This is a genomic window from Kribbella sp. NPDC050470, assembly GCF_044458365.1.
Lineage (GTDB): Bacteria > Actinomycetota > Actinomycetes > Propionibacteriales > Kribbellaceae > Kribbella.
The window spans coordinates 345,039-370,729 of the sequence record NZ_JBITHV010000004.1 but is presented as its reverse complement, the minus strand read 5'-3'; the positions used below and the strand labels follow the sequence as shown (position 1 = coordinate 370,729).

Sequence of the window (25,691 nt, the reverse complement as noted above, 5' to 3'; positions counted from 1 at the left end):
TTCGGGAATTGCGGGTCTCCGAAAACGACGTCGGTGAAGGGCGGGCAGGCTTCAGCGCCCACACCGTTGCGTTGCAAATCCACCAGGTACTACGGTCCCGGCTACGGTTTGCAGACGGCCAGCGGAAGGAGCCACCCGTGCTGAGGCAAGTCGCGGAGGGCGTGCTGATCCACCAGAGCGAGTTGCTCGCGAACAACACCGTCGTCGTACAAGGCAAGAACGGCGTGCTCCTCGTCGACGCCGGGATCACGGGCACTGAGATGACTTGCCTCGCGAACGACCTGTCGGAGCTGGGCCAGCCCGTGGTGGCAGGCTTCTCGACACACCCCGACTGGGATCACGTGCTCTGGCACGCCGCGCTCGGCGAAGCGCCGCGTTACGGTACCGCTGGCTGCGCGGCCTTTATGCGAGATCTGCGCTCGAACGCGGACTGGAAGGAACGCGCTGCCGGCGGATTACCCCCGGAAATCGCCGATGACACACCACTGGACCTGTTCGGCCTCATCACCGCTCTGCCCGCTGAAACTTCGCAGATTCCCTGGGATGGCCCTGTAGTCCGGATTATCGAGCATCCGGCACATGCCCAGGGTCATGCCGCGCTGTTCGTCGAGGAGAGCAGGGTCCTCGTCGCCGGCGACATGCTTTCCGACCTCTTCGTTCCGATGCCCGACTTCGAGGGCGCCGCGGACCCGATCGGGGACTACCTCGCCGGTCTGCAACTGCTCGAGGCCGTGGCGGACGACGCCGATTTCGTCGTACCGGGTCACGGGACCGTCGGTGGAGCAGGTCAAGCACGCGCACGGATCGAACTGGACCGCGCGTACATGCACGCCCTGCGCGACGGCGGCGCCTTCGACGACCCGCGGATCGGCCCAACAGCCAAGGAAGGCTGGGAATGGGTCAGCGACATCCACGAAGGCAACGTGCACCAACTAGCCAACAGCCGCAGCGAACACGACCAAACCCCCAGCTAACAACCCGCTCCAACGAACTAACTCCGACGCAAGACCGCGCACACCACCGAAACACCTAGAGCTGCCGTCGCCCAGTGCTGCGCGCTAAACAAGATCTAGGCCAGCCAGCGCCACCACACCGCCCCGGGACGCCGACACGCGCACGCCCCCGAAGGCGGCCAAGGGACTGCCGCCGCGCAGCGGTGTCCTTTCCGCGAACTGGAGGTCGGCCGGCGCCGATCACGCCCAGCCGGGAGCCGGGCTCGCGCGCACCGCCGAAGGCGGCCAAGGGACTGCCGCCGCGGAGCGGTGATCTTGGGGGTCGGCGCGTGGTGGGGCGTGGCGTGGGGAGCGGCTGTCGCCCTAGAGTGAACGTTCGATCGCCGAGGGTTCCTGGGGGCTTAGCGATGAGGCATGACGGGCCGGCCGCGGAATCGAGGCGTGCCGGTGAGCGGATGGCGCTCGAGCAGGAGTGGCACGAGGTGCTCGCGGAGATCCGCGCACTGGACGGGTTCGCCGACTTCCTCCGGCCACCGCGACTGGACAGGCTCCGACTGGCGGCGACAAGCGGGCCAGTAGTGATGGTGAACGTCAGCCAATGGCGCTCCGACGCACTGATCGTCACCCCCGACGGAGTCCTGCCGCCTCTCGAACTACCAGAGGCCTCAAAGCAAGACACCACCGAATGGGCCGCCCAGTACCTCGAAGCCGTACACCGCTTCCAGACAGCCGAGCAGCAGACATACGAGGCACAGCGCCGGTTCCGCGAGGGAGACCAGTCGCCGGCGGCGTTCCAGGAGTTCCACGCGGCGGCGCAGCGCCTGCACGCCGAGCGGCTCCTGATGGAGCGTGTCGTCACCGAGGTCCTCGACTGGTTGTGGACGGCGATCGCCGACCCGGTACTGACCCGCCTAGGCTTCACCGAAACCCCACCGGACGACGCCTGGCCGCGGCTGTGGTGGTGCCCGACCGGCCTGCTCACCGCCCTCCCCCTGCACGCCGCAGGCCGGCACGGCGACCGGCAGTCGGTGCTCGACCGCGTCATCCCGTCGTACACACCCACCCTCCGAGCGTTGCTCGAGGCAACAAACAGGCCCAAGCCGTCACCAACCCCGGAGATCCTCGTCGTCGCCGTGCCGAACGCGCCCGGTCAGACCCCGCTCCCCAACGTCGACCGCGAGGTCGACCTGCTGGCCAGCCTGTTCCCGAGCGACCGGAGCACAGTCCTGTACGGCGCAGAAGCCACGACCACCCGGGTCCGCGAGGAGCTCGGCCGGCATCACTGGGCCCACTTCAGCTGTCACGGCCACCAGGACCTGACTGACCCGTCGAACGGCGGACTTCTGCTGCACGACGGCACGCTGACCGTCCAGAGCATCAGCAGCCGCACGTACCAGGGCGAGTTCGCGTTCCTGTCCGCCTGCAAGACCGCGACCGGTGGACTCGACCTCGCCGACGAAGTGATCACCCTCGCCGCGGCGCTCCACTACGCCGGTTACCGCCAGGTCGTCGCGACCCTCTGGTCCGTGTACGACCCAACCGCGGCCGACGTGGTCGACAGCGTCTACAGGGAGCTCTGCGCCGACGGGCAGTCCACCGACGGTACGGCGGCAGCCCTGCATCGCGTCGTACGGCGCCTGCGCGACCAGCACCCCGCGAGTCCGAGCGTATGGACTCCCTTCGTCCACCTCGGCCCGTGACGACCAAGGAGACCCTGACGATGAACGACGTTCGCCCCGGCGGACCGGTGCCGTACCGCGAGGTGAGCGAACCCGGGTACGCCGAGCAGGCGGCCGAGACGTTCGTGATCGAGACCTTCGGCGTCGGCATGTCCCTGCTCGGCGGGGTCTGCCCGCGGTGCCAGGCGGCGATCGAGGTGCCGTTGGTCGACGGTGTCTTCCGGGCCCTGTCTGCCACTGAGCGCGCCGAGGGCGGCCACCACGCAGTGCCGGTCATCTGCACCTGCTCGGAAACGCATCCCGGTCGGCCGGACGATCGCGTCGGCTGTGGCGCGTACTGGATCTTCAACCTCCCGGCCAACGCGTGAGCACCCCAGCACCAGGCCGACCGGCGCCGGGCCAACCGACACCAGGTCAAGCGCCGCCAGGTCAACCGACACCGGGCCGGCCAGCGACCCCGGCCGACCTGCGACGCGCCCAGCAGGTCGACCTGATGCGCCGCACCGAACTCCCAAGAGTCCGGGCAGCCGCCACCCAATGGCGCAACGGCCTAGCCGGCCTCCTGATCGCCCTGATCGGGTTCAGCCTCATCAAGGGCCGTTCAGACATCACCGAACTGACCCCGCTGGCCGCAGCGATGGTCGGCGTCCTCCTGCTGCTCGCCCTACTCGCCGGCGCGGCCGCAGCGCTCTACCTGCTCCGAGCCTCGAACGGCCGCCCCGCTGTCGTCCCCGTCGCCGAACTAGCGCCCGGCCCCATCGCGGAGCACCGCGAAGCCCAAGAGTCCGCGCGAGCGCTACGCCGCGGGATCGCGTTGAGCCTGGTCTGCGCGGCGCTGCTGGTGGCTGCCGTCGCGAGCACCTGGTACGGCCCGGCCCGGAACCGGCCCAAGGTCGAGATCACGACCGACAGCCGGACCATGTGCGGCTCGGTGCTCCGGATCGACGCCGGCCGGATGACGATCCAGACGCAAGCCGGAGAGATCACCGTCGAGCTGAGCAGGCTCACGTCTGTGGAGGCGGTGGACTCATGTCCCGCGAACTGATCGAGTCGCTGTACGGCCGGGTCGAGCACTGGAAGCAGGATCCGCGCGCCCGGTCGGTGTTCGGCCCGGCCGCCGACGCGGAAGTGGCGCGCCTGTTCGAGACCCCGGGCTTCGCCGAGAACCTGGAAGGCCGACATGCAGCCGGGATGCTGTTCTGGTGCCGGTTCCTCGCCTCCGGGTCGACCGACCAGGACACGTTCCGGACGGCGGTCGGGCTGCTCGAGCCGATCGTGTTCGCACAGCCGAACGCCGTACCGGACCAGGTGCGAGAGGTCGTGCAGGCCAGGGAAAGCACCACGGCTGCGTCCGACGAGGCCATCGACCTGTTCGAGCAGTACCAGCAGACCGGCGAGCTCGCGCAGCTGGACCGCGCGATCGAGCTGATGGCCGGCGCTGTGAACATGGTCCCCGCAGGCGCAGCGGCGGCCGTCACGTTCCGCTTCAACGTCGGCAGCTTCTGCTGGGCCCGCTACCGCCATCTCGGAGATCCGGACGACCTCGCCACCGCGGTCGAGCAGTTCACGACAGCCACCGACAGCGCCCACGACGGACAGCTCGCTGGGGCCGCGCCGTCGCTCTATGACCACGCCAGTCAGCTCCTCAGCGCGTATGAGGCGAGCAACGTGCTGGACTTCCTGCTGTACGCGATCCAGGTCCAACGGTGCTCGGCTGAGCTCGCGACCACGAACAAGTCGTCGTACGGCGCCTTCCTTGCCGACCTGGTCCAGCTGGCCTACGAGCGCACGGCCCGACTCGAGATGCTCGACGACGCAGTGACGGCAGCGGAGTGGGCGCTGTCCTTCGACCCGGCGAACCCCTGGCCGCAACGCAGCCTCGCGCTCTCCCTCGTGCACCGCGCCACCACGAGCAACGATGCCGAAGCCGCGGACCGGGCCGTCGACCTCGCCCGGCGCGCGGCTGCCACGGACGGCGAGAGTAGAACACTCCAGGTGCTAGGTACGGCGCTGCGCACTCGCCACCTGCTCACCGGCGACCACGCCGCGATCACCGAGGCCGTCGCCGTACTGCGGCAAGCGGCCGACGCCACCGATCCCGCGGATCCGGACCACGTCCGCCGGCTGATGGCCCTCGCCGACATCCTCCGGGCCGCGGCCGACAACCCAGAGCTCGCGGCGGAAGCGGTGACCATCGCCCGTCGGGTCGTCGAGATCTCCGCGCCGTCGGATCCGGAGTACCCGATGCGCCGGGCGATCGTCGTCATGGCGCTGCTGAAGCAGCACGAACTCACCGGCGATCCCGCAGTACTCACCGAGGCCGTCGCGGAGGGCCGCAGCGCACAGCGCGCCATGGCCGTGACCGAGCCGACCTACCCAGCCGTGGTCCGGTCGCTGGCCGCGGCGCTGGTCCACGGTCCGGTCGGTGACGACACGATCGAGCTGACCGGCGAGGCGATCGCGCTCGTCCGCGACTGCCTCGCGCAACTCCCGGAGTCGCACCCGGAGAACGCGAACCTGCAGAACGATCTCGCAAGCCTGCACGCCTTCGACGGCCACTGCCGGCTGCGTCGCTTCCTCCGGACCACCGACGATTCCGAGCTCGACCGGATCATCGAGGCGAGCGAGCACGGCATGGCGGTAGAACCGACCGCTCTCACCGACTTCTGCTCGGCGTTGCGGCTCAGGTTCGAGGCGGGCGGCGAGCGGGCCGATCTGGATCGGTCGATCGCGGCGGGTCTGCAGGCTGTCGACGTCCTCACCGACCCGGACCACCTCGCGCGGGCCCAGAACGCCGTGGGCTTCGCGCTGCGGCTCCGCTACGAACAGACCGAGCACCTGGCGAGCCTCGACGACGCCATCGACCTCCTGCAGGCCGCGAACGAACAGGCCGAGGACCCTGACCTGCGGGCAGCGGTGCTCAACCAGTTGGGCAACGCGCGCTGGGCACGTCATCTGCGCACCCGTGAGGCCGGTGAGCTGGAGTCCGCCCTCGCTGAGCTGCGTCAGTCGGTGCAGGTCGGAGCCGAGAACGGCGGCGTGGACCCCGGGCATCTCAGCAATCTCGCTCTGGCCCTCGCCACGCAGTACGAGCGGACCCATGAGCGCGACGTACTCGACGAGATGGTGTCGGTCCTTCAACGGGCGGTTCAGGAGTCGGGGCCGGACAACAATCGGCTGCCCGTGTTCCATTCCAACCTGGGACGGGCGCTGTTGAGCCGGTACCAGCGCGACGCCGTACTGGCCGATCTCGATGCCGCGATCGTCGCGCACCAAGAGGCGATCGCGTCCCCGGCAGCCGGGTCGCGGTTCCGGACGGCCGCCGGGTTCAACCTCGGTGCTTGCTGGTTGCAGCGGTACCGGCGGACGGGCGATTCGGCGGACTTCAGCAACGCACTGACCGCCTACCAGTCGACGGCGCGGTCGTCGACGGCGACGCCGCTCCTCCGGGCGCAGGCCGCCGGCGACTGGGGCCAGCTCGCCGCCGAGGCCGGGGACTGGGCCGAGGCGCTCGACGGCTACGCGACCGCGCTGGAACAACTCCCGTACGTCGCACCCCGCTTCCTGGACCGCTCCGACCAGGAACACGGCCTACGCCAACTGAGCTCGTTAGGCGCCGACGCAGCCGCCTGCGCCCTCCACACAGCCGACCCCGCCCGAGCCGCCGAACTCCTGGACCAAGGCCGAGCCATCCTCCTGACCCAACTCTTCGATTCCCAAGGCGACCTCTCCCGCCTCCGAACCCAAGCCCCGACCCTAGCCACCAAATTCGAATCCCTAAGAACCCAACGAAACCAACCCACCGTCTAACCGCCAGTCGCGTTCCCCGGGAACTGGCTGCCCGGAACCACCTGCAGGCGATGGCGCGCGCGTCGGGGAACCTACCCGGCGACCTGCTCAGTCGCGTTGGCGTGGAGTTGGACCGGGAGGGCCTCGACGCCGTACACGATGGAGAAGTCCCGGAAGCGGAGTTGTTCTTCGGGCACGGCCAGCGACAGGTCAGGAAAACGGTGCGCGAGCGCCGTGAACGCGGCCCGGAGCTCCATCCGCGCCAGTTCGGCGCCGACGCAGCGATGCATTCCGTGGCCGAAGGCGAGGTGCGCAGACGAGACGGTACGACGGGGGTAGAAGTCCTCGGCGTCCATGCCGAACACCTGCTTGTCCCGGTCCGCCCCGGACAGCGACACCGCGACCAGATCCCCCTTCTTCACCTGCTGCCCGAACAGCTCCTGGTCATGCCGCGCGAACCGCGGGAACGCGACCTGCACGACGGTCAGGTACCGCAGCAGCTCCTCGACGATCACGTCGACCGCGCCCGGCTCGTTCCGGATCCGCTCGAAGTTCGACGGGTCGCGGAGCAGCACCAGGGTGCCGAGCGCGAGCATGCTCGCCGACGTCTCGTACCCGCCGAGGAACACCCCGTCGGCCAGCCCGCCGAGCTCGATGTCGTCGATGGTGTCGCCGTGCTCCCGGATGATCGACCCGATCAGCCCGTCACCGGGTTCGGCGCGCTGCTTGCCGACGATCTCGAACAGGAAGTCCCGCGACTCGCTCGCCGACCCGAACACCCCGATCCCGCCGCCGGACAGGTCGAACCGGGCCGGGCCGAGTGCGCGGAACCGGTCGCGGTCGGACTCCTCGACGCCGAGCAGGTCGGCGATCAGCAGGAACGGCACGTTGAACGCGAAGTCCGCCACGATGTCGACGACCGGCCCCTTGGTCTCCATCAGGTCGAGCTGGTCGTTGACGATCTTCTCGATCACCGGCTCCAGCCGGGACAGCCGGCGCTTGGTGAACTCCGGTGTCAGCAGCTTGCGTAGCCGGGTGTGGTCCGGCGGGTCGGTGAACCCGAGGCCGCCGATTCCTTCGGACGGCTTGTTCGGGTCGGAGCCGACCAGCGGCCGGATGTCGTTGCTGAAGTTCGTGGTGTCGGCCAGCACCGCCTTCGCCTCGGCGTGCCCGCTCACCACCCAGACATTGAGCCCGAACAGGTGGGCCAGCTTGTGCACCGGCTCGGTCTCGCGCACCCGGCCCAGCGCGGGCACCGGGTCCACGCCGTGCCGGCGCAGCGGCATCGAGACCGAGCTCGGGAACATCCGCATCTTCGACAGATCAAGACCACCCTTGCGGGTGGTCCTGTTCAAGATCCGGCTGCCGACCCATTTCTTCAGGTATGTCGCAACCATGACTCCACGCGCCCTCTCTGAACTGCTGCCCCCGACGGCTCTCGTCAGCCAGAAAACTAACGTCGCCACGGACCAGATCCGATGGTGTTTGCACTACTGCGGTAGTGGCGTTGGCACCACCATGGGAGGGGTCCACGGCGTCACCAGCTCAGACGATCCCACGACAGGGGTTCGGCATCCACCGGAACCCACCTGTACCGTGCCCTGGACCACACCACGCCGTGGATCGGGGACACTTCAGGGGAACCCCAGCCGAAAGTCGGATGCGCCGTCCACCGACGGTCTGACGCTCAGAGGTAGTACGGCGTGACGATCCGAACGACGTCGGCGAGCTTCGTCTTGACCTGGTCCCGGTGCGGGATGCGGGTCAGCGTAGTGGCCTCAGGCAACCGCAGTCCGTGGTCGATCAGCAGGTACGTCGCCCGCAGCGTGCGGATCGTGTTGGTCACCTCAGGGGTGATGCCCTCGGCAGGCGGATTCGAGAGCACGCGGATCGCGGGGTCGAGCCACTCGGTCGCGTCGGTCTCGGCGAGGTCGGAGCGGGTGAGGGTGGCGGCGAGGGCGTAGCCGAGGCGGTCGTCCTCCATGTCGCGCAGCACGTACGGCGTCGGCGTCAGCAGCCGTCCGATTCCGAGCCGGAGCATCTGGACCGGCTCGACCGCGGAGTGCAGGCCGAGTGTCCCCAGCAGGTCGGCGCCGTGGGCAACGGCGTGCAGCCAGCCGAGCTTGGCGTCGTACCCGCGCAGGTCCTCTTCGGCGACGTACCAGCGCTCGAACGGCGGCACCCAGGTCGGCTCGAACACCCCGGCCGAAACGATCGCGCGGAGGATCAGCGGCGCGAACGTGCGGGCCTGCACTTCCGGGTCGGCGAACCGGGTGACCATCTCGTCGCCGAGGCTGCGGAGCTGGTCGGTGGACAGGTCCCCGCGACGGATCCAGGTGGCGAGCACGGTGTAGGCCTGGACGTCGCGCTGCACCGGGTCAGGTGAGCGCAGCAGGCCGGACAGCTCGGCGACGAGATCGGTGAGCGGACGATCGGTCGGGACGGCGAAGCCGTCGGCGCGCACCCGCGCCCAGTCGGTCATGCGCGGCAGGCTAAACGCTTCCCACCACGACCCGCCAGCCCTGCCGACCGGTTCCGGAACGGGGAACGGCCCGTGGTCCATCCGGTCTCCCGGATGTGCCACGGGCCGAAGCGGCCAGGACCCCTCAGCCCGGCCGGGCCCTCGCGTCCCCGGCCAGGGCCCCTCAACCAGGGCCGGGGACGACGTCAGGTGCTCAGGCGTCGCGCTTGCTGGCGGTGACCAGGGCGATGATCAGCAGGCCGACACCCCAGGCGGCGAAGTAGGCCAGCGCCCACCACGGCGACAGCGCCGTGGAGGGACCTGCGGCTTCGGCGCCGGCCGAACCCATGTCCTGGCCGCCGTTGATGAACTGGCCGCCGTTCGTGAACGGCGCCCACTTCTGCAGGTCGTCCCCGACCTTCGGGATCAGCACCACCAGGCTCTCGATCAGCAGCGGCCAGACGAGCAGGATGGCGATCGCGCCCGCGCTCTGCCGGATCAAGATGCCGACCGCGATCGCGAAGATCGCCGCGATCGCGTAGACCAGGCCCTGACCGAAGATCAGCCGGTACTCGCCCGACGTGTCGATCGCCATGTCGGCGCTGCCGCCGGCCAAGAGGTAACCGACCCCCCAGGAGCCGACGGAGGCGACCAGACCGACGACGGCGGCCAGCGTGGCGACCACGACGGTCTTGTTCAACAGCAAGGCCGTGCGCTGCGGGACGGCTTGGAAACTGGTCCGGATGGTACCGAACCGGTACTCGGTGGTGACGGCCAGCGCGGCCATCACGATGATGACCATCTGCCCCAGGTTGACGCCGAACTGCGACATCGCCGGAGTCACCTCGGCATCGTCGGGGGCCAAGCCGGTGGCGAGCGCGGCCAGGCCGATCGACAGCACGGCCGCGACGATCATGCACCACCACGGTGAGCGGGTGGAGAAGAGCTTGATCCGCTCGACGGTGATCAGCGACATGTCAGTTGTCCTCCTTCGGACCCGAGACGACCTCGACGTTCGACGGTGCGTCCAGGTTCACGTCGCCGACGTGGGCGAGCTCGTCGTGTGCGTGGTACTGGACCGAGTCCCCGGTCATCTGCATGAACGCCTGCTCCAGCGAGCCGCGCTGCAGGGTCAGCTCGTGCAGCACGATGCCGTGCGCGGCGGCCGCCTCACCGACCTGGTCGGTGGTCAGGTCGCCCTCGACGAACAACACCTTGCCTTCCTTCTCGACGTCCTCGATCCGGGTGACCAGCTGCTGCTGGTGCAGGACGCCGGCCAGCTGGTCCAGCTGCGGGGTCCGCACCTTGACGGTGGTGCCGCTGGCGCGGTCGACGAACTCCTGGGTGGAGCTCTGCGCGATCAGCTTGCCGCGGCCGATGACGATCAGTTCCTCGGCGGTCTGCGCCATCTCGGACAGCAGGTGGCTGGAGACCAGCACGGTCCGGCCCTCGGCGGCCAGCCGGTGCATGAAGTTCCGGATCCAGAGGATGCCCTCGGGATCGAGGCCGTTGACCGGCTCGTCGAACAGCAGCACCTCCGGGTCGCCGAGCAGCGCGCCGGCGATCCCGAGCCGCTGCGACATGCCCAGCGAGTAGGCGCCGGCCCGCTTGTTCGCGACCGAGGTCAGGCCGACCATCTCCAGCGCCTTGTCGACACTCTCCTTCGGCAGCTTGTTGGAGGCGGCCATCCAGGCCAGGTGGGACCGGGCGGACCGGTTCGGGTGCACCCACTTGGCGTCCAGCAGCGCGCCGATCTTGGTCAGCGGCTGGTGCAGGTCGCGGTAGCGCTGGCCGTCGATCCGGACGTCGCCGGAGGTCGGGGTGTCCAGGCCGAGGATCATCCGCATGGTGGTGGACTTGCCGGCCCCGTTCGGGCCGAGGAAGCCGGTCACCTTGCCCGGTTTCACCTCGAAAGACAGGTTGTCTACGGCAACGGTTGCGCCGTATCGCTTGGTGAGGCCCATTGCCTCGATCATCGCCGTACTCCTCGTTCGGTGACGCGCCAGTGCTGCACTTCGTCGGGCGGTGCTGTCCAGATCAGTATCGAGGTCCGACCGGGCCGGATCATCGGACCCGGGGCGGATCCGCTGTGTCCACCCCTGGGTTGATTCTGCCGTCCGGCCGGAGCACGCTGCCATCGGTTAAAGCCCTGACCACGACCCCGACGATCCCCCATCGACCCCACCGGCCGCATCAGCCGAAAGTCGACGTACGGCGGTACTTCCGGATAACCGTGGAAAAGATGGAAGTCACCACCGAATGACGGCAACGCGTGGTTTAACGCGAAACGGCGTCAGTCCACGGGAACGCCGTACAGCACGAGATTGTGGCTGTAGCGCCGAGTTGTCTGGTTGTACGTGCCGATGCAGGTGACCAGCGCCAGCCGAGGCTTCGCGGCGCCGTGGAACAGGTCGCTGGGCAGGTCCTGCTGCCGGTAGGTGCGGCGAGCCACGATCCGGTACTGGTGTACGTCGCCATCCCCGGACGTGACCGCGACCTTGGCTCCGACCGGCACCTGCGACAGCGCAGCGAACACCGCGCGCCCGTGGCGGGCGGAGTCCACATGGCCGGCGAGCAGCACGGTGCCGCCGGACGCGCCCGGCGCGGCGCCAGCAGCCCACCAGCCCACGTCGACGGGCGACTTGGGCATCTGCAGCAGGCCGTCGACGCCGGTCGCGACCGGGGCCACCGATGCGTCCAGGAAGCCAGGCACCGAGAGCCGGACCGGTGGAATGGCGGCTTCCCGCTCCGCCGCGGTGGTGCCGGCCTTCGGAACCTCACCGGTGTCACCCGGCAGCCCGCCGAACACCATGAACAACCCTGTTCCCAGCGCTACGACGCCGACGAGGCGCCGACGCGCCGGGACCGACTTACCTCGGAGGAGGAGTACGCCGAGGCCGAGCAGGGCCAGCGCGGTCAGCGAGCGAGTCCGCTGGGCGTCTGCGACCTGGCCACCGTCGCCGGTGGGCACCACGGGAGAGCCGCTGATGATGCGACAGCTGGGTGACACCATCCGCAGATGCATCTGGACCACGGGCTGGGCGCCCTTGGCCACGGACACGACGGCTGGCTCTGTGCCGTTCTTCAGCTCGGTGGCAATGAGCGTCAGGAGCTGCTGGTGCTGTTGCCGTTGCAAGGCCAGCCAGGCGGCGTCGTACCCAGCCGTCCCCGCTTTCGCCTCGAGGGCGTCGAGCTGCTGGCGCTGGGCCTGCGAAGGGATGGTTACCAGCCCGACGCCGAGTTGGCTGGCGGCCTCGAGGTCCTGCGCGGCCAGCCTGCGATGGTCGCGTTCCATCAGGGCGCCGACCTGTTGCACGCACCTGGTCCGGCCCTGGGTCTTGGCCGCCTGGGCGGCCTGAATGATCGTCAGATGGGTCTGGTGGGCGGCGTTGAGGTAGGTGACGTCCTCCTGCGTCGTCGCGGCGCTGGCGGGCTGTGCCGCACCCAGCACGCCCGCCGCGACCAGCAGCAGAAGCGCCGACAGCCGGGCGATCGCCGTCAGTCGGGGAGAGGCAGAACCGTTGCTCTGTCGCCGAGGCACCCCCCTTACCTCCCTGCCCTCAGACGTCAGCACCTACCGACGACACTAAAGCGGTCGACTGTCTGGGTCCATGCGAAACGGCCCGCCGGATGACCGGCGGGCCGTTCTGCTGCTTGCCTGGATCAGGCGGCGGCGTTCACCTCGGCGGGGGTGTCGGCGATGACCGACTCCCGGCGCTTGGAGACGATCACGGCCGCAGCCAGGATCACCACCGCGGCGACGGCGATGCCGATCCGCAGCGGGGTGTTGGTGTCCTCGCCGATCGCGGACATGCCCACGACGGCCGGGGCGATCAGCACCGAGACCAGGTTCATCACCTTGATCAGCGGGTTGATGGCCGGGCCGGCGGTGTCCTTGAACGGGTCACCGACGGTGTCACCGATGACGGTGGCCTCGTGCGCGGGCGAACCCTTGCCACCGTGGTTGCCGTCCTCGACGAGCTTCTTCGCGTTGTCCCAGGCGCCACCGGAGTTGGCCAGGAAGACCGCCATCAGGGTGCCGGACGCGATCGCGCCGGCCAGGTAGCCGGCCAGCGCCGAGGCGCCGAGGCCGAAGCCGACGGCGATCGGCGCGGTGATCGCGAGCAGACCCGGGGTGGCCAGCTCACGCAGCGAGTCGCGGGTGCAGATGTCGACGACCTTGCCGTACTCCGGCTTGCCGGTGCCCTCCATGATCCCGGGGATGTCGCGGAACTGGCGACGGACCTCGTAGACGACCGCGCCGGCGGCCCGGCCGACGGCGTTGATCGCGAGACCGGAGAACATGAACACCACAGCCGCGCCGATGATCAGGCCGACCAGGGTGGACGGGTCGAAGACCAGCGCGTCCGCGTTGAAGGCCCGGTCACCCGCGTCGTCCAGCACCGCGTAGATCGAGTCCGTGTAGGAGCCGAACAGCGCGGTCGCGGCCAGCACGGCGGTCGCGATCGCGATGCCCTTGGTGATCGCCTTGGTGGTGTTGCCGACGGCGTCCAGCTCGGTCAGGATCTGGGCCGCCTCGCCGTCCACGTCACCGGACATCTCGGCGATGCCCTGGGCGTTGTCGGAGACCGGGCCGAAGGTGTCCATCGCGACGATGACGCCGACGGTGGTCAGCAGACCACAACCGGCCAGCGCGATCGCGAACAGCGCGACGACGCCGGAGCCGCCGACCAGGAAGGCGCCGTACACGGCGGCCGCGATCACCAGCGCGGTGTACACGGCGGACTCGAAGCCGACCGAGATACCGGACAGGATGACGGTCGCGGCGCCGGTCAGCGAGGTCTTGCCGACGTCCTTGACCGGCTTGTCCTCGGTGCCGGTGAAGTAGCCGGTCAGGGCCAGGATGATCGCGGCCAGCACGATGCCGATCAGCACCGAGACGGTGGCGATCAGGCGCGGGTCGCCGTCGTGGGCGGCGATCGCCTCGGTCGCGCCGGTCAGGTCCCCGAAGTTGCTCGGCAGGTAGACGAATGCCGCCACGGTGCAGAGCACCGCGGAGATGATCGCGGACAGGTAGAACGCCCGGTTGATCGTCCGCAGGCCGTTCTCGCCGGTGCGCGGGCGGGTCAGGAAGACGCCGATGACCGCGGTGATCGCACCGATGGCCGGCACGATCAGCGGGAAGATCAGGCCCTGCTCGCCGAAGGCGGCCTTGCCCAGGATCAGCGATGCCACCAGCATCACGGCGTACGACTCGAACAGGTCTGCCGCCATACCGGCGCAGTCACCCACGTTGTCACCGACGTTGTCGGCGATGGTGGCCGCGTTGCGCGGGTCGTCCTCGGGGATGTTCTGCTCGACCTTGCCGACCAGGTCGGCGCCGACGTCGGCGGCCTTGGTGAAGATACCGCCGCCGACACGCATGAACATGGCGAGCATGGCGGCGCCGAAGCCGAAGCCCTCGAGCACGGTCGGGGCGTCACCCTTGAACAGCAGGACGACGAGTGCGGCGCCGAACAGGCCGAAGCCCACCGTCGCCATCCCGACCGTTCCACCGGTGCGGAACGCGACCCGCATGGCGGGGTCGCGGCCCTCGTCCCGGGCCGCCGCGGCGACCCGGACGTTGGCGCGCGTCGCGAGCCACATGCCCAGGTAGCCGATCAGGGCGGAGAAGCCCGCACCGACCAGGAAGAAGACGGACCGGAAGATCTTCAGCGTGGTCTCGTTGTCGCCGTCACTGTGCGCGGGCAGCAGGAACAGCAGCAGGAACGCCACCACGGCGAAGATCGACAACGTCCGGAACTGCCGGTTCAGGTAGGCAGAGGCGCCTTCCTGGACCGCAGCAGCGATCGTCTTCATGTTCTCGGTGCCATCGTTCGCGGCAAGCACCTGGCCCCGGAAGACCATCGCAATGGCGACCGCGAGGATCGCGATCACTCCGACGACGATCACCAGTGTGGTGTTGCTCGACGAAAGATCCACCGCTTGTGCAAGCAGCGCGGACATCCGTCCTCCTTGTAGGCAACCCTTCCGGGCTTGACGGCCCCCGTTTGCCGCAACCGAAGGGTTGGGAAAATACGACACAGCGCCAATGACTGGCGCGGTGGGTCACTCTAACGGGTATCCGACCAGACCTGACGACAGGGTGGTCTACGCCATACCCGCGATGTCAGGCAAGAACCGCCATACCGTTGCTACCCCTCCCCACCGCCCCAGTCACTCTTCGTAGTTCTGTGGATACCTTTTCGCATGCTTCAGATCGCCGAGGCGACGTCCGGGTGGATGTCGAAGACCTTCGTCAGGCCGGTGATCCGGAAGATCTTGAGCAGCCGTTCCTGGGTGCAGACCAGGGACAGGGATCCGTCGTGGGTGCGCACCCGTTTCAGTCCGCCGACGAGGACGCCGAGACCCGTGGAGTCCAGGAACTCCACACGTTCCAGGTCGATCACCAGGTGGTGGACACCTTCGTCGACGAGGGCGGCGATCTTCTCGCGGAGCTTCGGTGCGGTGTAGACGTCGATCTCCCCCGCCACCTCGATGACGGTACGCCCGCCCTCGGCGCGGGTGTTGAGCGACAGATCCACTTCGGCCTCCGATCCCGTGAACTGCTGCATTCAACCATGTACGGACCGTGAGTAGGACCGTTCCCGAAAACTCTTTCATCTCGTTACACCTGAAGTCGATCTCAGTGCCCAAAATGCCGCGTGCATCCGCATCTGCACAAGATGGGCCCGACCGGATCAGCACTGTCCGAGGGCGTAACTAAGCTCAGAGTCATGCGTGTGGGTGGTGAGGCGACGACTGTGCTGAAGCGCCTTGCCCTGGGCCGCGACGACCGACTGACCCATGTCGAGTCCGTGCCGCCTCGTCTCGGGCAGACCTGCGACTGGCCGCGCTGGGCGCCGCCGGAGGTGCTCAGCCAGCTCGCGGACGCCGGCATCACGGCGCCTTGGACGCACCAGGTCGCGACGGCGGAAGCGGCGTACGCAGGTAAGCATGTGGTGGTCGCGACGGGGACGGCGTCGGGCAAGTCGCTCGGCTACCTGCTGCCTGCCTTCGCCACGTTGAGCATCGCGCAGGCCGCCTCACCAAATCGCCGTACGGCATCCGTGCTGTATCTGTCCCCCACCAAGGCTCTCGCGCACGACCAGCTCCGGGCGGTCTCGTCGTACACGGTGCCCGGCCTGCGGGCGACGACGCTGGACGGCGACTCCGAGCGCACCGAGCGCGACTGGGCCCGTGACCACGCGACCTATGTACTGAGCAACCCGGACATGCTGCATCGCTCGGTCCTGCCGAACCACCAACGCTGGGCCCGCTTCCTGAGCTGCCTGCAGTACGTCGTGGTCGACGAGTGTCACCACTACCGCGGTGTCTTCGGTGCGCACGTGGCCGGTGTCCTGCGGCGGCTGCGCCGAGTCTGCGCGCAGTACGGCGCTCACCCGATCTTCGTCTGCGCATCAGCGACCGTGGCCGAGCCTGCGGTGTCCGGTGAGCGGCTGACCGGCCTGCCGATGGTGGAGGTCGTGGACGACGGCTCACCCCGCGGCGGCGTCGCCTTCGGGCTGTGGGAGCCGCCAATGACGACCTTGCGCGGCGAGAACGGCGCACCGGTACGCCGCTCCGCCACAGCCGAGGTCGCCGACCTGCTGACTGATCTCGTTGTCACCGGCGTCCGGACAGTGGCCTTTGTCAGGTCAAGGCGCGGCGCCGAGCAGGTCGCGATGACCGCCCGGGAGAACCTCGCTGACGTCGATCCCGGGCTGACCGACCAGGTGTCGGCGTACCGGGCCGGCTATCTGCCGGAGGAGCGCCGCCGGCTCGAGGGCATGCTGCAGAGCGGTGAGCTCACCGGAGTCGCGGCGACGAACGCGCTCGAGCTCGGCATCGACATCGCCGGCCTGGACGCCGTGCTGCTGTCCGGCTGGCCGGGCACTCGGGCGTCCCTCTGGCAGCAGGCCGGACGCGCTGGACGTGCCGGTGGGGACGCGCTGGCTTTGCTGATCGCACGCGACGACCCGCTCGACACCTACCTCGTGCGGCACCCGGCCGCGATCTTCGGGCGGCCCGTCGAGGCAACGGTCTTCAACCCGGAGAACCCGTACGTGCTCGGCCCTCAGCTCTGCGCCGCCGCCCAAGAGCTCCCGCTGACCGCCGCCGACTACGAGATCTTCGGCAGTACGACGCCATCGGTCATCCAGCAGCTCGTCCGGCAAGGCCTGCTCCGGGAGCGGCCGCACGGCTGGTTCTGGACCCGGCGGGAGCGGGCGGTGGACGCGATCGACATCCGCTCGGCGGGCGGCAAGACAGTGCAGATCGTGGAAGACCAGACCGGCCGCCTGCTCGGCACTGTCGACGGCGGCTCGGCGCACGCGTCGGTCCACGAGGGCGCGGTCTACGTGCACGCCGGGGAGTCTTACCTGGTCAAGACGCTCGACCTGGAGGGGTACGCCGCCGTCGTGGAGCCGGCCGCCCCCGACTACACCACCTTCGCCCGGGACGTGACGGAGATCAGCATCCTGGCGACCGAGGAGACCTGCTCCTGGGGTACGGCGGAGCTGTCGCGCGGCTGGGTCCAGGTGACCAGCCAGGTCGTGTCGTTCCAACGCAAGCTGATCGCGACCGGCGACGTACTCGACGAGCAGCCCCTCGACCTCCCCGAGCGGACCCTGCGGACCAAGGCGGTCTGGTGGACCATGCCCGACACCACGGTGGCCGCTCTCGGGCTGGACGACGTACCGGGCGCGGCACACGCGGCCGAGCACGCGTCGATCGGCCTGCTGCCGCTGTTCGCCACCTGCGACCGCTGGGACATCGGCGGCGTCTCCACCGCCCGGCACGCGGACACCGGCTGCCTCACCGTCTTCGTGTACGACGGCCACCCGGGCGGAGCCGGATTCGCCGAACACGGCTACGCCGCGGCGCGCGAGTGGTTGACCGCGACACGTGAGGCGATTGCACACTGTGAATGCACGGATGGGTGTCCGTCCTGCGTACAGTCGCCGAAGTGTGGGAACCAGAACAACCCACTCGACAAGAGCGGCGCGGTAGCGCTGCTCACCGCACTACTCAGCAGTGAGGCCTGAACAGCCAGCCCGGCTGGCGGAGAGGCAGCTCGCCATGGCCGTCCTCGGAATCGTCCTGATCGTCCTCGCCGTCCTGTTCGCCCTGGGCGTCCTGGTGACGTCCGGCGCCTCCACCACGATGGAGGTCTTCGGCGTCGACTTCGGTGTCTCGGTGGCCACCGTGTTCGTGCTCGGCGCGCTGGCCGGCGCGACCCTGATCTTCGGGCTGTGGCTGACGAAGAAGGGACTCGGTCGCGGCTACCGCCGGCGCAAGGAGATGCGCGACCTCCGCGCCCAGGTCACCGAGAGTGACAGCAGTGCGGACACCCGGCCGGAACTCACCACCGACCGCGACGAGGCGCCGACTGCCGAAGAGCCCACCACCGTGGATCCGGATCAGTCCAAACAACCGCACTGACAACTCTGTTGCCAACGGCCTCAAACGATGCCCTGAGTCCCCCGGATATCCACAGATTGCCGTAAGATCTCGATCGAAGCACGGCTGCCGCACGACGAACCTCCAGCCAGGTTTCGATGCCCTGCGCAACGACTTCGACTTGGCAGTTAGTTGCCAATGGCATCAAGTTCCCGGGTCTGGCCGTAACCACGCGTCAGCCTCCTGTGCCTTACTGGTTGTGGCGTCAACGTCGCGTTGAGTCACTGTCGCCTTCCGTGCCACACCGCCTCCTCACGGGGGATCGACCCGCACCTCACCCTTCGCGCAAGGGGTGTCGTCGCGGTTCCCGGGGCCGGGTCCGGCTCACCGCGGTCGGGGTCCCGACGACCTGACGCGAGCTGCGATGGCACGACCTCTGGAGGTTGTCTTGATCATCCGTAAGCTGTTGAGCCGTACCGGCGTGACGGTGCTTGCCGTCAGCGTCGCTCTGGCGACCGCCCTCCCGGCGGAGGCCGCGAACGTCTCGCCGCGCGAGTCGGCGCCTCCGGGCGTCGAGGTGGGCGTCGCCAAGCAGATCGCCACTCGTTCCGACACGCGCTACTGCCTCACGTTCGTCGCGGCTGCCAAGGTCCCGATGGCGGTCATGATGGCCTGCGCGCCGGGCAAGGAGGGCAAGACCCAGGAGTGGATCTACACCGGGTCCGGCCAGCTGCAGGTCGCGATGAGCAGGAGCGTCGGTGGCGCCCTTGCCAAGACCGGCGCCTGCCTGGACAGCGGTGCGGACCTGGCCAAGGTTCCGGCCTCGGCGCCACTGCTGGTCCTGCCGTGCCGTGACGGCGACGGGCAGAAGTGGAGCTACGACGAGAGCGCGGGCACGTTCGTGAACGCCGCCAGCGGTCTCGCCCTCACCTCTCTGCTGGGCAAGGGGAAGGCCAAGCAGGCACAGCCGACCGGCAGCATGGCCGCGTCCGGCACACCGGTCCAGGGCTGGAGCGCGCTGCCGCTCCCGGGCCTGGACATCCTGGGTGCGGTCCTGGCACTCGTGAACGCGCTGCTCGCGGCTCTGGGCCTGGCCCTGCCGTTGCCGATCGCGAACGCCGCATCCAGCCTGCTCGAGCTGGTTCGCCCGAAGACGGCGATCCCGGCGCAGATGACCGAGCTGCCGAAGCAGATGATCCAGCTGGCTCAGCGCTGATCCGAGGAGGATCCTCAGCCACACAGAGGACAGCCGGCCCCGACGATGTCGGGGCCGGCTGTTTCTCACTCCTTCGGTGTGATCGACACTCCTTCAGTTGTGGGTCTGGTGATCTCGTCGGTTCGGAACCGGTGCTCGGGGTCCGGCGCTGCGGATCCCCGCTGCTTGCGCGTCAGCGGGAGCCTCGCGTCGGGATCACCGTCCTCCCCTGTCGTCCGCGGCCGTCACCAGGCGGCCGGGCCGGTCACCACCAGCAGTGGTGATGGCAGTGCCAGAGCAGGTCGTCGAGAAGGCAAGCCAGTCCGTGCAACAGCATGTCTTTCACCTCCGATCCACTGAACCGATCGGCAAGACCGTACCTCCTGCTGTCACAGTATGTATCTAATCAACTACCAGCTGCCACAGAACCTTGAGGATGCTTTAACTGGTCCGCAATGCGCCGGGCGGGATCCGGACTTGACATGGTTGCTCGCAGCATCTGACAACGTTTACCCCGGGTTCGGAAAAAGTCTTCACATAGTCGCTCGCGAGTGCCAATGTTTGACCGGCACTCGCTGCACCGACCCTCGCAAGGAGACCCCTGATGCGATCACTCACGCGGTTGACCAGCACCGCAGTCCTCGGCGCTGCCGCGCTCGCGCTGCTGACCGGCTGTCTCGGCTCGTCCGACACCGGCGGCGACCAGGACACCAGCCGCAACGCCGACGCCAAGAAGGTCGAGCTGACCATCGGCTCGAACGCGGTCAAGGGCGGCAAGAGCAGTGCCGGCGCGACCTTCATCGAGGACGTCCTGATCCCGAAGTTCGTCGCCGAGCAGAAGGGCAAGGGTGTCGATGTCACGGTCAAGTTCCAGGGCGACGGCTCCGACGACGAGGTCTACAAGCAGAAGCTGTCGCTGGACCTGTCGAACAAGTCCGGCCCGGACCTGATTCAGATCGACGGCATCTGGGTCGGTGAGTTCGCCCAGGCCGGCTACATCAAGCCGCTCACCGACACCGTCGGCGACACCGCCAAGGTGGACGACTGGGACGGCTGGAAGCAGATCCCGGAGGCGGTCCAGCAGCTCGGCAGCTTCGACGGCAAGCGGTACGGCGTCCCCGGCGGGACCGACGGCCGGGTGCTGTACTTCAACAAGAAGCTGTTCCAGCAGGCCGGCCTGCCCGCCGACTGGCAGCCGAAGTCGTGGGACGACATCATCTCGGCCGGCCAGGCGCTGAAGAAGCTGTCCGGCGTCACCCCGATCCAGATCAACGCCGGTACGGCGATGGGCGAGGCGACCACCATGCAGGGCGTGCTGCCGCTGCTGGTCGGCACCGGCACGACCATCTACCCCGACGGCAAGTGGCTGGGCGACACCCCGAAGCTGCGCCAGGTGCTCGACTTCTACCACCAGATCTACTCGACCGGTCTCGGCGACCCGGTGCTGCAGCGCGAGGCCAAGGGCCGGGACAAGTCGTTCGCCCAGTTCGCCGCGAACAAGATCGGCATCCTGCTGGAGGGCGACTACTTCTGGCGCAGCGTGGTCGAGCCCAAGGAGGGCGTGGCCAAGATGGCCGACCGCGACACCGCCGTCGGCTACGCGCTGATCCCGGCCGCCCGCCCGGGCGGCGGCGTCGACGGCCAGGACTTCGTCTCGATGTCCGGTGGCGGCGCGACCGTGATCAACCCGAACACCAAGTTCCCGCAGCAGGCGTGGGAGCTGCTCCAGTTCATGAACTCCGCGGAGATGGTGAAGGAGTCCCTGAACGGCGCGGCGAAGATCACCCAGCGCACCGACGTCAACAACGAGGTGCTCGCCGGCGACCCGATGCTGAACTTCGTGTCCACCAAGGTGCTGCCGATCACGCAGTACCGGCCTGGCCTGGCGGAGTACCCGAAGATCTCGGCCGCCTTGCAGCAGGCCACCGCGGACGTGGTCGGCGGCAAGACCACCGACGCCGCCGCGCGGGGCTACCAGAAAGCGGTCGAGGCGGCGGCCGGCAGCAAGGACAAGGTCGCCGGCAACTGATGAGCACACGGCTACGGAGTCCGGCGGCGGACGTCGCCGGACTCGGTGTCGGGCGGGCGTTCGGCTTCGTCGCACCGGCACTGCTGCTGATCGGCGCGTTCCTGGTCTTCCCGGCGTTCTGGACGATCTACATCGGCATCACCAACTACCGGCTGACCGGCGTCGAGGCGGTGTCGCCGTCGATCGTCGGCCTGTCCAACTACACCAAGGCGCTGAACGACGCGCTCTTCCACAATGCGTTGTGGCTGACGATGCTGTTCGTGCTCGGCTCCGCGATCATCGGCCAGAACATCCTGGGCTTCACGCTGGCCTGGGTGATGCGCCGTACGCGTCCCGTCGTACGCCGTACTGTCGAAGCGCTGGTGCTATTGGCCTGGATCCTGCCCTCGACGGTGGTCGCGTACCTGTGGGTCGCGTTCTTCGACCGCGACGGCGGCACGCTGAACAGCCTGCTCGGCACACCGGGGACGGCCTGGCTGATCGACTACCCGATGGCGTGCCTGGTGGTCTTCAACACCTGGCGCGGTACGGCGTTCTCGATGATGCTCTACTCGTCCGCGCTGCAGGCCGTGCCGCCGTCACAGCTCGAGTCGGCCCGGATGGTCGGGGCCTCGGGATGGCAGACGCTGCGCGACGTGGTGTTCCCGCACATCCGGGGTCACGTGCTCACCAACACGCTGCTGATCTCGCTGTGGACGGCGAACGACTTCTCGCCGTTCCTGCTCACCAAGGGCGGGCCGAACCACGAGTCCGAGACGGTGCCGGTCTACATCTACAACGTGGCGCTGCAGGGCGGTGAGCTCGGCTACTCCTCGGCCATCTCGTTCCTGCTGCTGATCGCGAACCTGCTGGTCTCGCTGATCTACCTGCGGCTGCTTCGGAGGCGCTCATGAGTCCGGCCTACGTGGTACGGCGGATCGGCTTCTACGTGCTGATCTGCGCGATCATGCTGTTCTTCGCCGTACCCATGCTGTGGATCGCGTCGGCGCCGTTCGACGCTACGCCCGGTCTGGGGGTGAGCTGGCCGGACTGGACGCTGGACAACCTCCGCAAGACCCTCGAGCACCCGTACGCGATGCACTCGATGGTGAACTCGCTCGTCATCTGCGTGACCACCGCGGTGGCAGTGACCGCGTTCGCCGCGCTGGCCAGCTACGCGCTGTCGCGGGTCCGGGTTCCCGGCCGGGACGCGCTGCTGTACGGGTTGCTGCTGCTGTCGTCGGTCGTCACCGGGACGGCTGCGATGGTGCCGATCTTCGTGATGATCTACCAGCTCGGGCTGATCGACTCGCGGTTCGGCGTCGCGCTGGTGATGACCAGCGGGCTCTTGCCAGCGGCAATCTTCATCCTGAAGGACTTCGTGGACGCGGTGCCGCGGTCCTACGAGGAGTCGGCTCGGGTGTTCGGCGCGTCCACGGGCCAGATCCTGCGCGACGTCGTACTCCCGGTGGCGCGGCCGGGCCTGGCCACCATCATGGTCTGGGCGTTCGTCAACTCGTGGGGCAACTTCCTGGTGCCCTTCCTGCTCATCCGGTCGATCGACCTACAGCCCGGGGCGGTGCTGATGCAGACCCTCACCGACGAGGGCGGCAGCGTGAACCTGCAGGTGCTGCCGGTGTTCTCGCTGCTGTTCTCGATCCCGGTCGTCGTGCTGTACCTGCTGGTGAACTCGCGGTACGGGTTCCGCTTCCATGGAGGGATCAAGAGCTGATGGCGGGCATCGACATCGAAGGCCTCGCGACCGTCTACCCGAACGGCGTGCGCGCCGTCGACGGGCTGGACCTGCACGTGGCGGACGGCGAGTTCTTCGCCCTGCTCGGCCCGTCCGGCTGCGGCAAGACCACGCTGCTGCGGACGATCGCGGGCCTGGAACAGGCGACCGAGGGCAAGGTCCGGATCGACGCCGCAGACGTGACCCGCACCGAGCCGGGCAAGCGCGGCGTGGCGATGGTCTTCCAGGACTACGCCCTGTTCCCGCACATGAACGTGTCCGAGAACATCACCTACCCGTTGAAGGTACGGCGGGTTCCCCTGTCGACTCGTACGGCGACAGCCGAGCGGACCGCTGGTGAGCTGTCGCTGCACGGCCTCCTGGAACGCAAGCCGGGCCAGTTGTCAGGTGGTCAGCAGCAGCGGGTCGCATTGGCCCGTGCGATCGCCTCCGAAGGCAAGGTGCTGCTGCTGGACGAGCCGTTGTCCAACCTGGACGCTCGGCTGCGGTTGGAGGCGCGCACGTTCCTGAAGAAGCTGCAGCGCGACCTCGGCATCACGACGGTCTTCGTCACACACGACCAGGCCGAGGCGCTGGCCCTGGCCGACCGCATCGCCGTCATGGAGTCCGGCAAGCTGCGCCAACTCGGGTCTCCGCGCGAGGTGTTCGCCCGCCCGGCCAACACCTTCGTGGCCAACTTCATCGGTTCCACTCCGATGAACCTCCTCCCGGGAACGGTTGGATCGAACCTCTCGTCGGACGAGGTCGGCGTGGTCTCGGTGGCCGGTGGATCGTTGCCTGCGACTACGTATTCGACACCGACGGGTGCCGAGGTGACCGTCGGCATCCGGCCTGAGTACCTGACTCTGGCTCATGGCGATGTGACCGGTCCGTCTTTGCGCGGCCAGGTCGTCGTTGCGGAGAACCTCGGCACCCAGTCCCTGGTCAGCGTCGACTGTGACGGCACGCTGATCGGTGTGACCGTGCCGGAAGAGGCGGAGCCCGAGCCTGGCGCCACAGTTGTCATTACGGCCCCCGCTTCACGGGTGCTGCTGTACGACCGGGAGTCGGGCGACCTGCTGGCGCGTCAGCCGGCTGCGGTCGGCTGATGGCGGTCACGTCGTACCGGCGCCGTTGGACGCTCGACGATCGTGCGGAGTCGGTCTGGCACTCGCTGCCGGTCGACGTTCCGGCCGGGTGCCCTGGTCTGCTGGTTACGTTGACGGTGCCCGAGGTCGAGGGAGCCGTGATCGACCTTGGGTGCGAGGGTGCTGCCGGCTGGCGCGGGTGGTCTGGCGGCGCACGCCGTACGTTTGCGATCACTCCGACCGCGGCGACCCCGGGTTATCTCGCGGGTGACCTCGAGCCGGGGACGTGGTGGGTGGTCATCGGGCTGCATCGGTTGCCGGTCGACGGGGCCGAGCTCATCGTCGAGGCGGTCACGGGTCCGGTCGACGTGGTGCCTGGTTTGGCGGCGTACGCCGAGGCTTCTGCTGCTGTCGCCGTACCGGCTCGGCCTCCTCGCCGTACGTTGCCTGCGGCCCCTGGGATGAAGTGGGTCGCTGGTGACTTCCACGCGCACTCGCTGCACTCCGACGGGTCTACGCCGGTCGCCAATCTCGCGGCGCTCGGGATTGCGGCCGGGTTGGACGTGCTGGCGGTGACTGACCACAACACGGTCTCGCACCACCTCGAACTGCCGGTGGTCGGGAAGCAGTTCGGGATCGGGTTGATTCCCGGGCAGGAGGTGACGACCGAGTCCGGGCATGCGAACGCGTTCGGCGACATCGGGGTGATCGACTTCCGCCGTCCGGCTTCTACCTGGGTGTCCGAGGTGGCCGCGCGCGGTGGACTGTTGTCGATCAACCATCCGCTCGGCGGTGACTGCTCCTGGCGTCAACCGCTCCCGGACCACCCACCGCTCGCCGAGGTCTGGCACTCGACCTGGCTCGACCGCACCTGGGGCGGCCCGATCGCCTGGTGGCAAGCCTGGGGCCTGACCAGTACGACGCCGATCGGCGGCAGCGACTGGCACGACCTGACCTCCATCTCGTTGCCCGGCACCCCCACCACCTGGATCGCCGTCGACGCCGCCGCCTCCGGCCCCGACGAACTCCCCCAAGCCGTCCTAGCCGGCCTCGCCGCCGGCCGCACCGCGATCTCCGCCTCCTACACCGCCCCCATCCTCCTGCGCGTCGAAGACTCCTTCATCGCCCTGGACGCCCCCAACACCGTCCTCATCTCCCCCGACGGCACCCGCCGTCCAGTCCGCACATCCCACGAATCCCTCCCGGCGGTTCCAGGCCCGCACTACCTGGTCACCCACGAAGGCCGCATCATCTCCCTCTGCGCCTGACCCCCATCCCGCATGCCCGCCTCGCCTGCCCGCCTAGCCTGCCCGCCTCGCCTGCCCGCCTCGCGTGCTCAGCGCTGTGCCTTGCGATGATGCCGCCGGTGACGACCAGGCCGAAT

General features: G+C 68.6%; 20 protein-coding genes. 13 read left to right on the top strand and 7 right to left on the bottom strand.

The annotated features are described in order from the left end of the window. Positions 1-137: 137 nt before the first annotated feature. From ACIBGM_RS13805 to ACIBGM_RS13785, 5 genes are all read left to right on the top strand, one after another. Positions 138-974, top strand: a complete 837-nt coding sequence (locus ACIBGM_RS13805; RefSeq protein ID WP_396385632.1) for an MBL fold metallo-hydrolase — start codon at positions 138-140, stop codon at positions 972-974. A gap of 386 nt (positions 975-1,360) precedes the next feature. Then, positions 1,361-2,653, top strand: a complete 1,293-nt coding sequence (locus ACIBGM_RS13800) for a CHAT domain-containing protein (protein WP_360537658.1) — start codon at positions 1,361-1,363, stop codon at positions 2,651-2,653. A 20-nt stretch (positions 2,654-2,673) separates the two neighbouring features. Next, the gene (locus ACIBGM_RS13795; RefSeq protein WP_396385631.1) at positions 2,674-3,000 is read left to right on the top strand and encodes a hypothetical protein; all 327 of its coding nucleotides are present in this window, start codon (positions 2,674-2,676) and stop codon (positions 2,998-3,000) included. Between the two features lie 125 nt (positions 3,001-3,125). Further along, positions 3,126-3,677, top strand: coding sequence for a hypothetical protein (locus ACIBGM_RS13790; RefSeq protein WP_396385630.1), 552 nt, complete (start codon positions 3,126-3,128; stop codon positions 3,675-3,677). Beyond that, the gene (locus ACIBGM_RS13785; RefSeq protein ID WP_396385628.1) at positions 3,662-6,442 is read left to right on the top strand and encodes a hypothetical protein; all 2,781 of its coding nucleotides are present in this window, start codon (positions 3,662-3,664) and stop codon (positions 6,440-6,442) included. Before ACIBGM_RS13790 ends, ACIBGM_RS13785 begins: the two co-directional genes overlap by 16 nt. Positions 6,443-6,513: 71 nt before the next feature. Here the strand turns inward: ACIBGM_RS13785 and ACIBGM_RS13780 are convergent, their stop codons facing one another. The 7 genes from ACIBGM_RS13780 to ACIBGM_RS13750 form a co-directional block, all read right to left on the bottom strand. After that, positions 6,514-7,818 (bottom strand): cytochrome P450, encoded by a 1,305-nt coding sequence (locus ACIBGM_RS13780; RefSeq protein WP_360537650.1) that lies wholly within the window; start codon positions 7,816-7,818, stop codon positions 6,514-6,516. 290 nt (positions 7,819-8,108) lie between these two features. After that, complete coding sequence (locus ACIBGM_RS13775; protein ID WP_396385627.1) at positions 8,109-8,903, bottom strand: DUF2785 domain-containing protein; 795 nt, start codon at positions 8,901-8,903, stop codon at positions 8,109-8,111. Positions 8,904-9,096: 193 nt separating this feature from the next. Continuing rightward, the gene (locus tag ACIBGM_RS13770) at positions 9,097-9,858 is read right to left on the bottom strand and encodes an ABC transporter permease (protein ID WP_396385626.1); all 762 of its coding nucleotides are present in this window, start codon (positions 9,856-9,858) and stop codon (positions 9,097-9,099) included. A 1-nt stretch (position 9,859) separates the two neighbouring features. Continuing rightward, positions 9,860-10,858 (bottom strand): ABC transporter ATP-binding protein, encoded by a 999-nt coding sequence (locus tag ACIBGM_RS13765; protein WP_360527258.1) that lies wholly within the window; start codon positions 10,856-10,858, stop codon positions 9,860-9,862. A 317-nt stretch (positions 10,859-11,175) separates the two neighbouring features. Further along, a complete protein-coding gene (locus tag ACIBGM_RS13760) occupies positions 11,176-12,423 on the bottom strand; it encodes a DUF4142 domain-containing protein (protein ID WP_396385625.1) in 1,248 nt (415 codons plus the stop codon). 122 nt (positions 12,424-12,545) lie between these two features. Further along, on the bottom strand, positions 12,546-14,849 hold the full coding sequence (locus ACIBGM_RS13755) for a sodium-translocating pyrophosphatase (RefSeq protein WP_360527251.1): 2,304 nt from the start codon (positions 14,847-14,849) through the stop codon (positions 12,546-12,548). A gap of 248 nt (positions 14,850-15,097) precedes the next feature. Then, the gene (locus ACIBGM_RS13750) at positions 15,098-15,427 is read right to left on the bottom strand and encodes an STAS domain-containing protein (protein WP_360527270.1); all 330 of its coding nucleotides are present in this window, start codon (positions 15,425-15,427) and stop codon (positions 15,098-15,100) included. A gap of 192 nt (positions 15,428-15,619) precedes the next feature. On the opposite strand from ACIBGM_RS13750, the gene ACIBGM_RS13745 reads away from it, so the two are divergent. From ACIBGM_RS13745 to ACIBGM_RS13710, 8 genes are all read left to right on the top strand, one after another. Further along, entirely contained in the window at positions 15,620-17,929 is a 2,310-nt protein-coding gene (locus ACIBGM_RS13745; RefSeq protein WP_396385624.1) for a DEAD/DEAH box helicase, read from the top strand. Between the two features lie 34 nt (positions 17,930-17,963). Further along, the gene (locus ACIBGM_RS13740) at positions 17,964-18,326 is read left to right on the top strand and encodes a hypothetical protein (RefSeq protein WP_396385623.1); all 363 of its coding nucleotides are present in this window, start codon (positions 17,964-17,966) and stop codon (positions 18,324-18,326) included. A gap of 406 nt (positions 18,327-18,732) precedes the next feature. Next, the gene (locus ACIBGM_RS13735) at positions 18,733-19,500 is read left to right on the top strand and encodes an RICIN domain-containing protein (RefSeq protein ID WP_396385622.1); all 768 of its coding nucleotides are present in this window, start codon (positions 18,733-18,735) and stop codon (positions 19,498-19,500) included. Positions 19,501-20,083: 583 nt separating this feature from the next. Further along, on the top strand, positions 20,084-21,508 hold the full coding sequence (locus ACIBGM_RS13730; RefSeq protein ID WP_360527240.1) for an extracellular solute-binding protein: 1,425 nt from the start codon (positions 20,084-20,086) through the stop codon (positions 21,506-21,508). Then, entirely contained in the window at positions 21,508-22,401 is an 894-nt protein-coding gene (locus tag ACIBGM_RS13725) for a sugar ABC transporter permease (RefSeq protein ID WP_360527237.1), read from the top strand. The genes ACIBGM_RS13730 and ACIBGM_RS13725 overlap by 1 nt, the downstream gene beginning before the upstream one ends. Then, a complete protein-coding gene (locus ACIBGM_RS13720; protein ID WP_360527234.1) occupies positions 22,398-23,219 on the top strand; it encodes a carbohydrate ABC transporter permease in 822 nt (273 codons plus the stop codon). The genes ACIBGM_RS13725 and ACIBGM_RS13720 overlap by 4 nt, the downstream gene beginning before the upstream one ends. Then, on the top strand, positions 23,219-24,328 hold the full coding sequence (locus tag ACIBGM_RS13715) for an ABC transporter ATP-binding protein (RefSeq protein ID WP_360527231.1): 1,110 nt from the start codon (positions 23,219-23,221) through the stop codon (positions 24,326-24,328). Before ACIBGM_RS13720 ends, ACIBGM_RS13715 begins: the two co-directional genes overlap by 1 nt. Next, positions 24,328-25,575: a CehA/McbA family metallohydrolase gene (locus ACIBGM_RS13710; RefSeq protein WP_360527228.1), complete on the top strand. Its 1,248-nt coding sequence runs from the start codon at positions 24,328-24,330 to the stop codon at positions 25,573-25,575. The genes ACIBGM_RS13715 and ACIBGM_RS13710 overlap by 1 nt, the downstream gene beginning before the upstream one ends. Positions 25,576-25,691: the final 116 nt, after the last annotated feature.

Bases quoted from the DNA above. Each gene is read 5' to 3' on its own strand.
- ACIBGM_RS13800 (WP_360537658.1), top strand. From the start codon at position 1,361: ATGAGGCATGACGGGCCGGCCGCGGAATCGAGGCGTGCCGGTGAGCGG.
- ACIBGM_RS13795 (WP_396385631.1), top strand. From the start codon at position 2,674: ATGAACGACGTTCGCCCCGGCGGACCGGTGCCGTACCGCGAGGTGAGC.
- ACIBGM_RS13790 (WP_396385630.1), top strand. From the start codon at position 3,126: ATGCGCCGCACCGAACTCCCAAGAGTCCGGGCAGCCGCCACCCAATGG.
- ACIBGM_RS13785 (WP_396385628.1), top strand. From the start codon at position 3,662: ATGTCCCGCGAACTGATCGAGTCGCTGTACGGCCGGGTCGAGCACTGG.
- ACIBGM_RS13780 (WP_360537650.1), bottom strand. From the start codon at position 7,818: ATGGTTGCGACATACCTGAAGAAATGGGTCGGCAGCCGGATCTTGAAC.
- ACIBGM_RS13775 (WP_396385627.1), bottom strand. From the start codon at position 8,903: ATGACCGACTGGGCGCGGGTGCGCGCCGACGGCTTCGCCGTCCCGACC.
- ACIBGM_RS13770 (WP_396385626.1), bottom strand. From the start codon at position 9,858: ATGTCGCTGATCACCGTCGAGCGGATCAAGCTCTTCTCCACCCGCTCA.
- ACIBGM_RS13765 (WP_360527258.1), bottom strand. From the start codon at position 10,858: ATGATCGAGGCAATGGGCCTCACCAAGCGATACGGCGCAACCGTTGCC.
- ACIBGM_RS13755 (WP_360527251.1), bottom strand. From the start codon at position 14,849: ATGTCCGCGCTGCTTGCACAAGCGGTGGATCTTTCGTCGAGCAACACC.
- ACIBGM_RS13745 (WP_396385624.1), top strand. From the start codon at position 15,620: ATGCGTGTGGGTGGTGAGGCGACGACTGTGCTGAAGCGCCTTGCCCTG.
- ACIBGM_RS13740 (WP_396385623.1), top strand. From the start codon at position 17,964: ATGGCCGTCCTCGGAATCGTCCTGATCGTCCTCGCCGTCCTGTTCGCC.
- ACIBGM_RS13730 (WP_360527240.1), top strand. From the start codon at position 20,084: ATGCGATCACTCACGCGGTTGACCAGCACCGCAGTCCTCGGCGCTGCC.
- ACIBGM_RS13725 (WP_360527237.1), top strand. From the start codon at position 21,508: ATGAGCACACGGCTACGGAGTCCGGCGGCGGACGTCGCCGGACTCGGT.
- ACIBGM_RS13720 (WP_360527234.1), top strand. From the start codon at position 22,398: ATGAGTCCGGCCTACGTGGTACGGCGGATCGGCTTCTACGTGCTGATC.
- ACIBGM_RS13715 (WP_360527231.1), top strand. From the start codon at position 23,219: ATGGCGGGCATCGACATCGAAGGCCTCGCGACCGTCTACCCGAACGGC.
- ACIBGM_RS13710 (WP_360527228.1), top strand. From the start codon at position 24,328: ATGGCGGTCACGTCGTACCGGCGCCGTTGGACGCTCGACGATCGTGCG.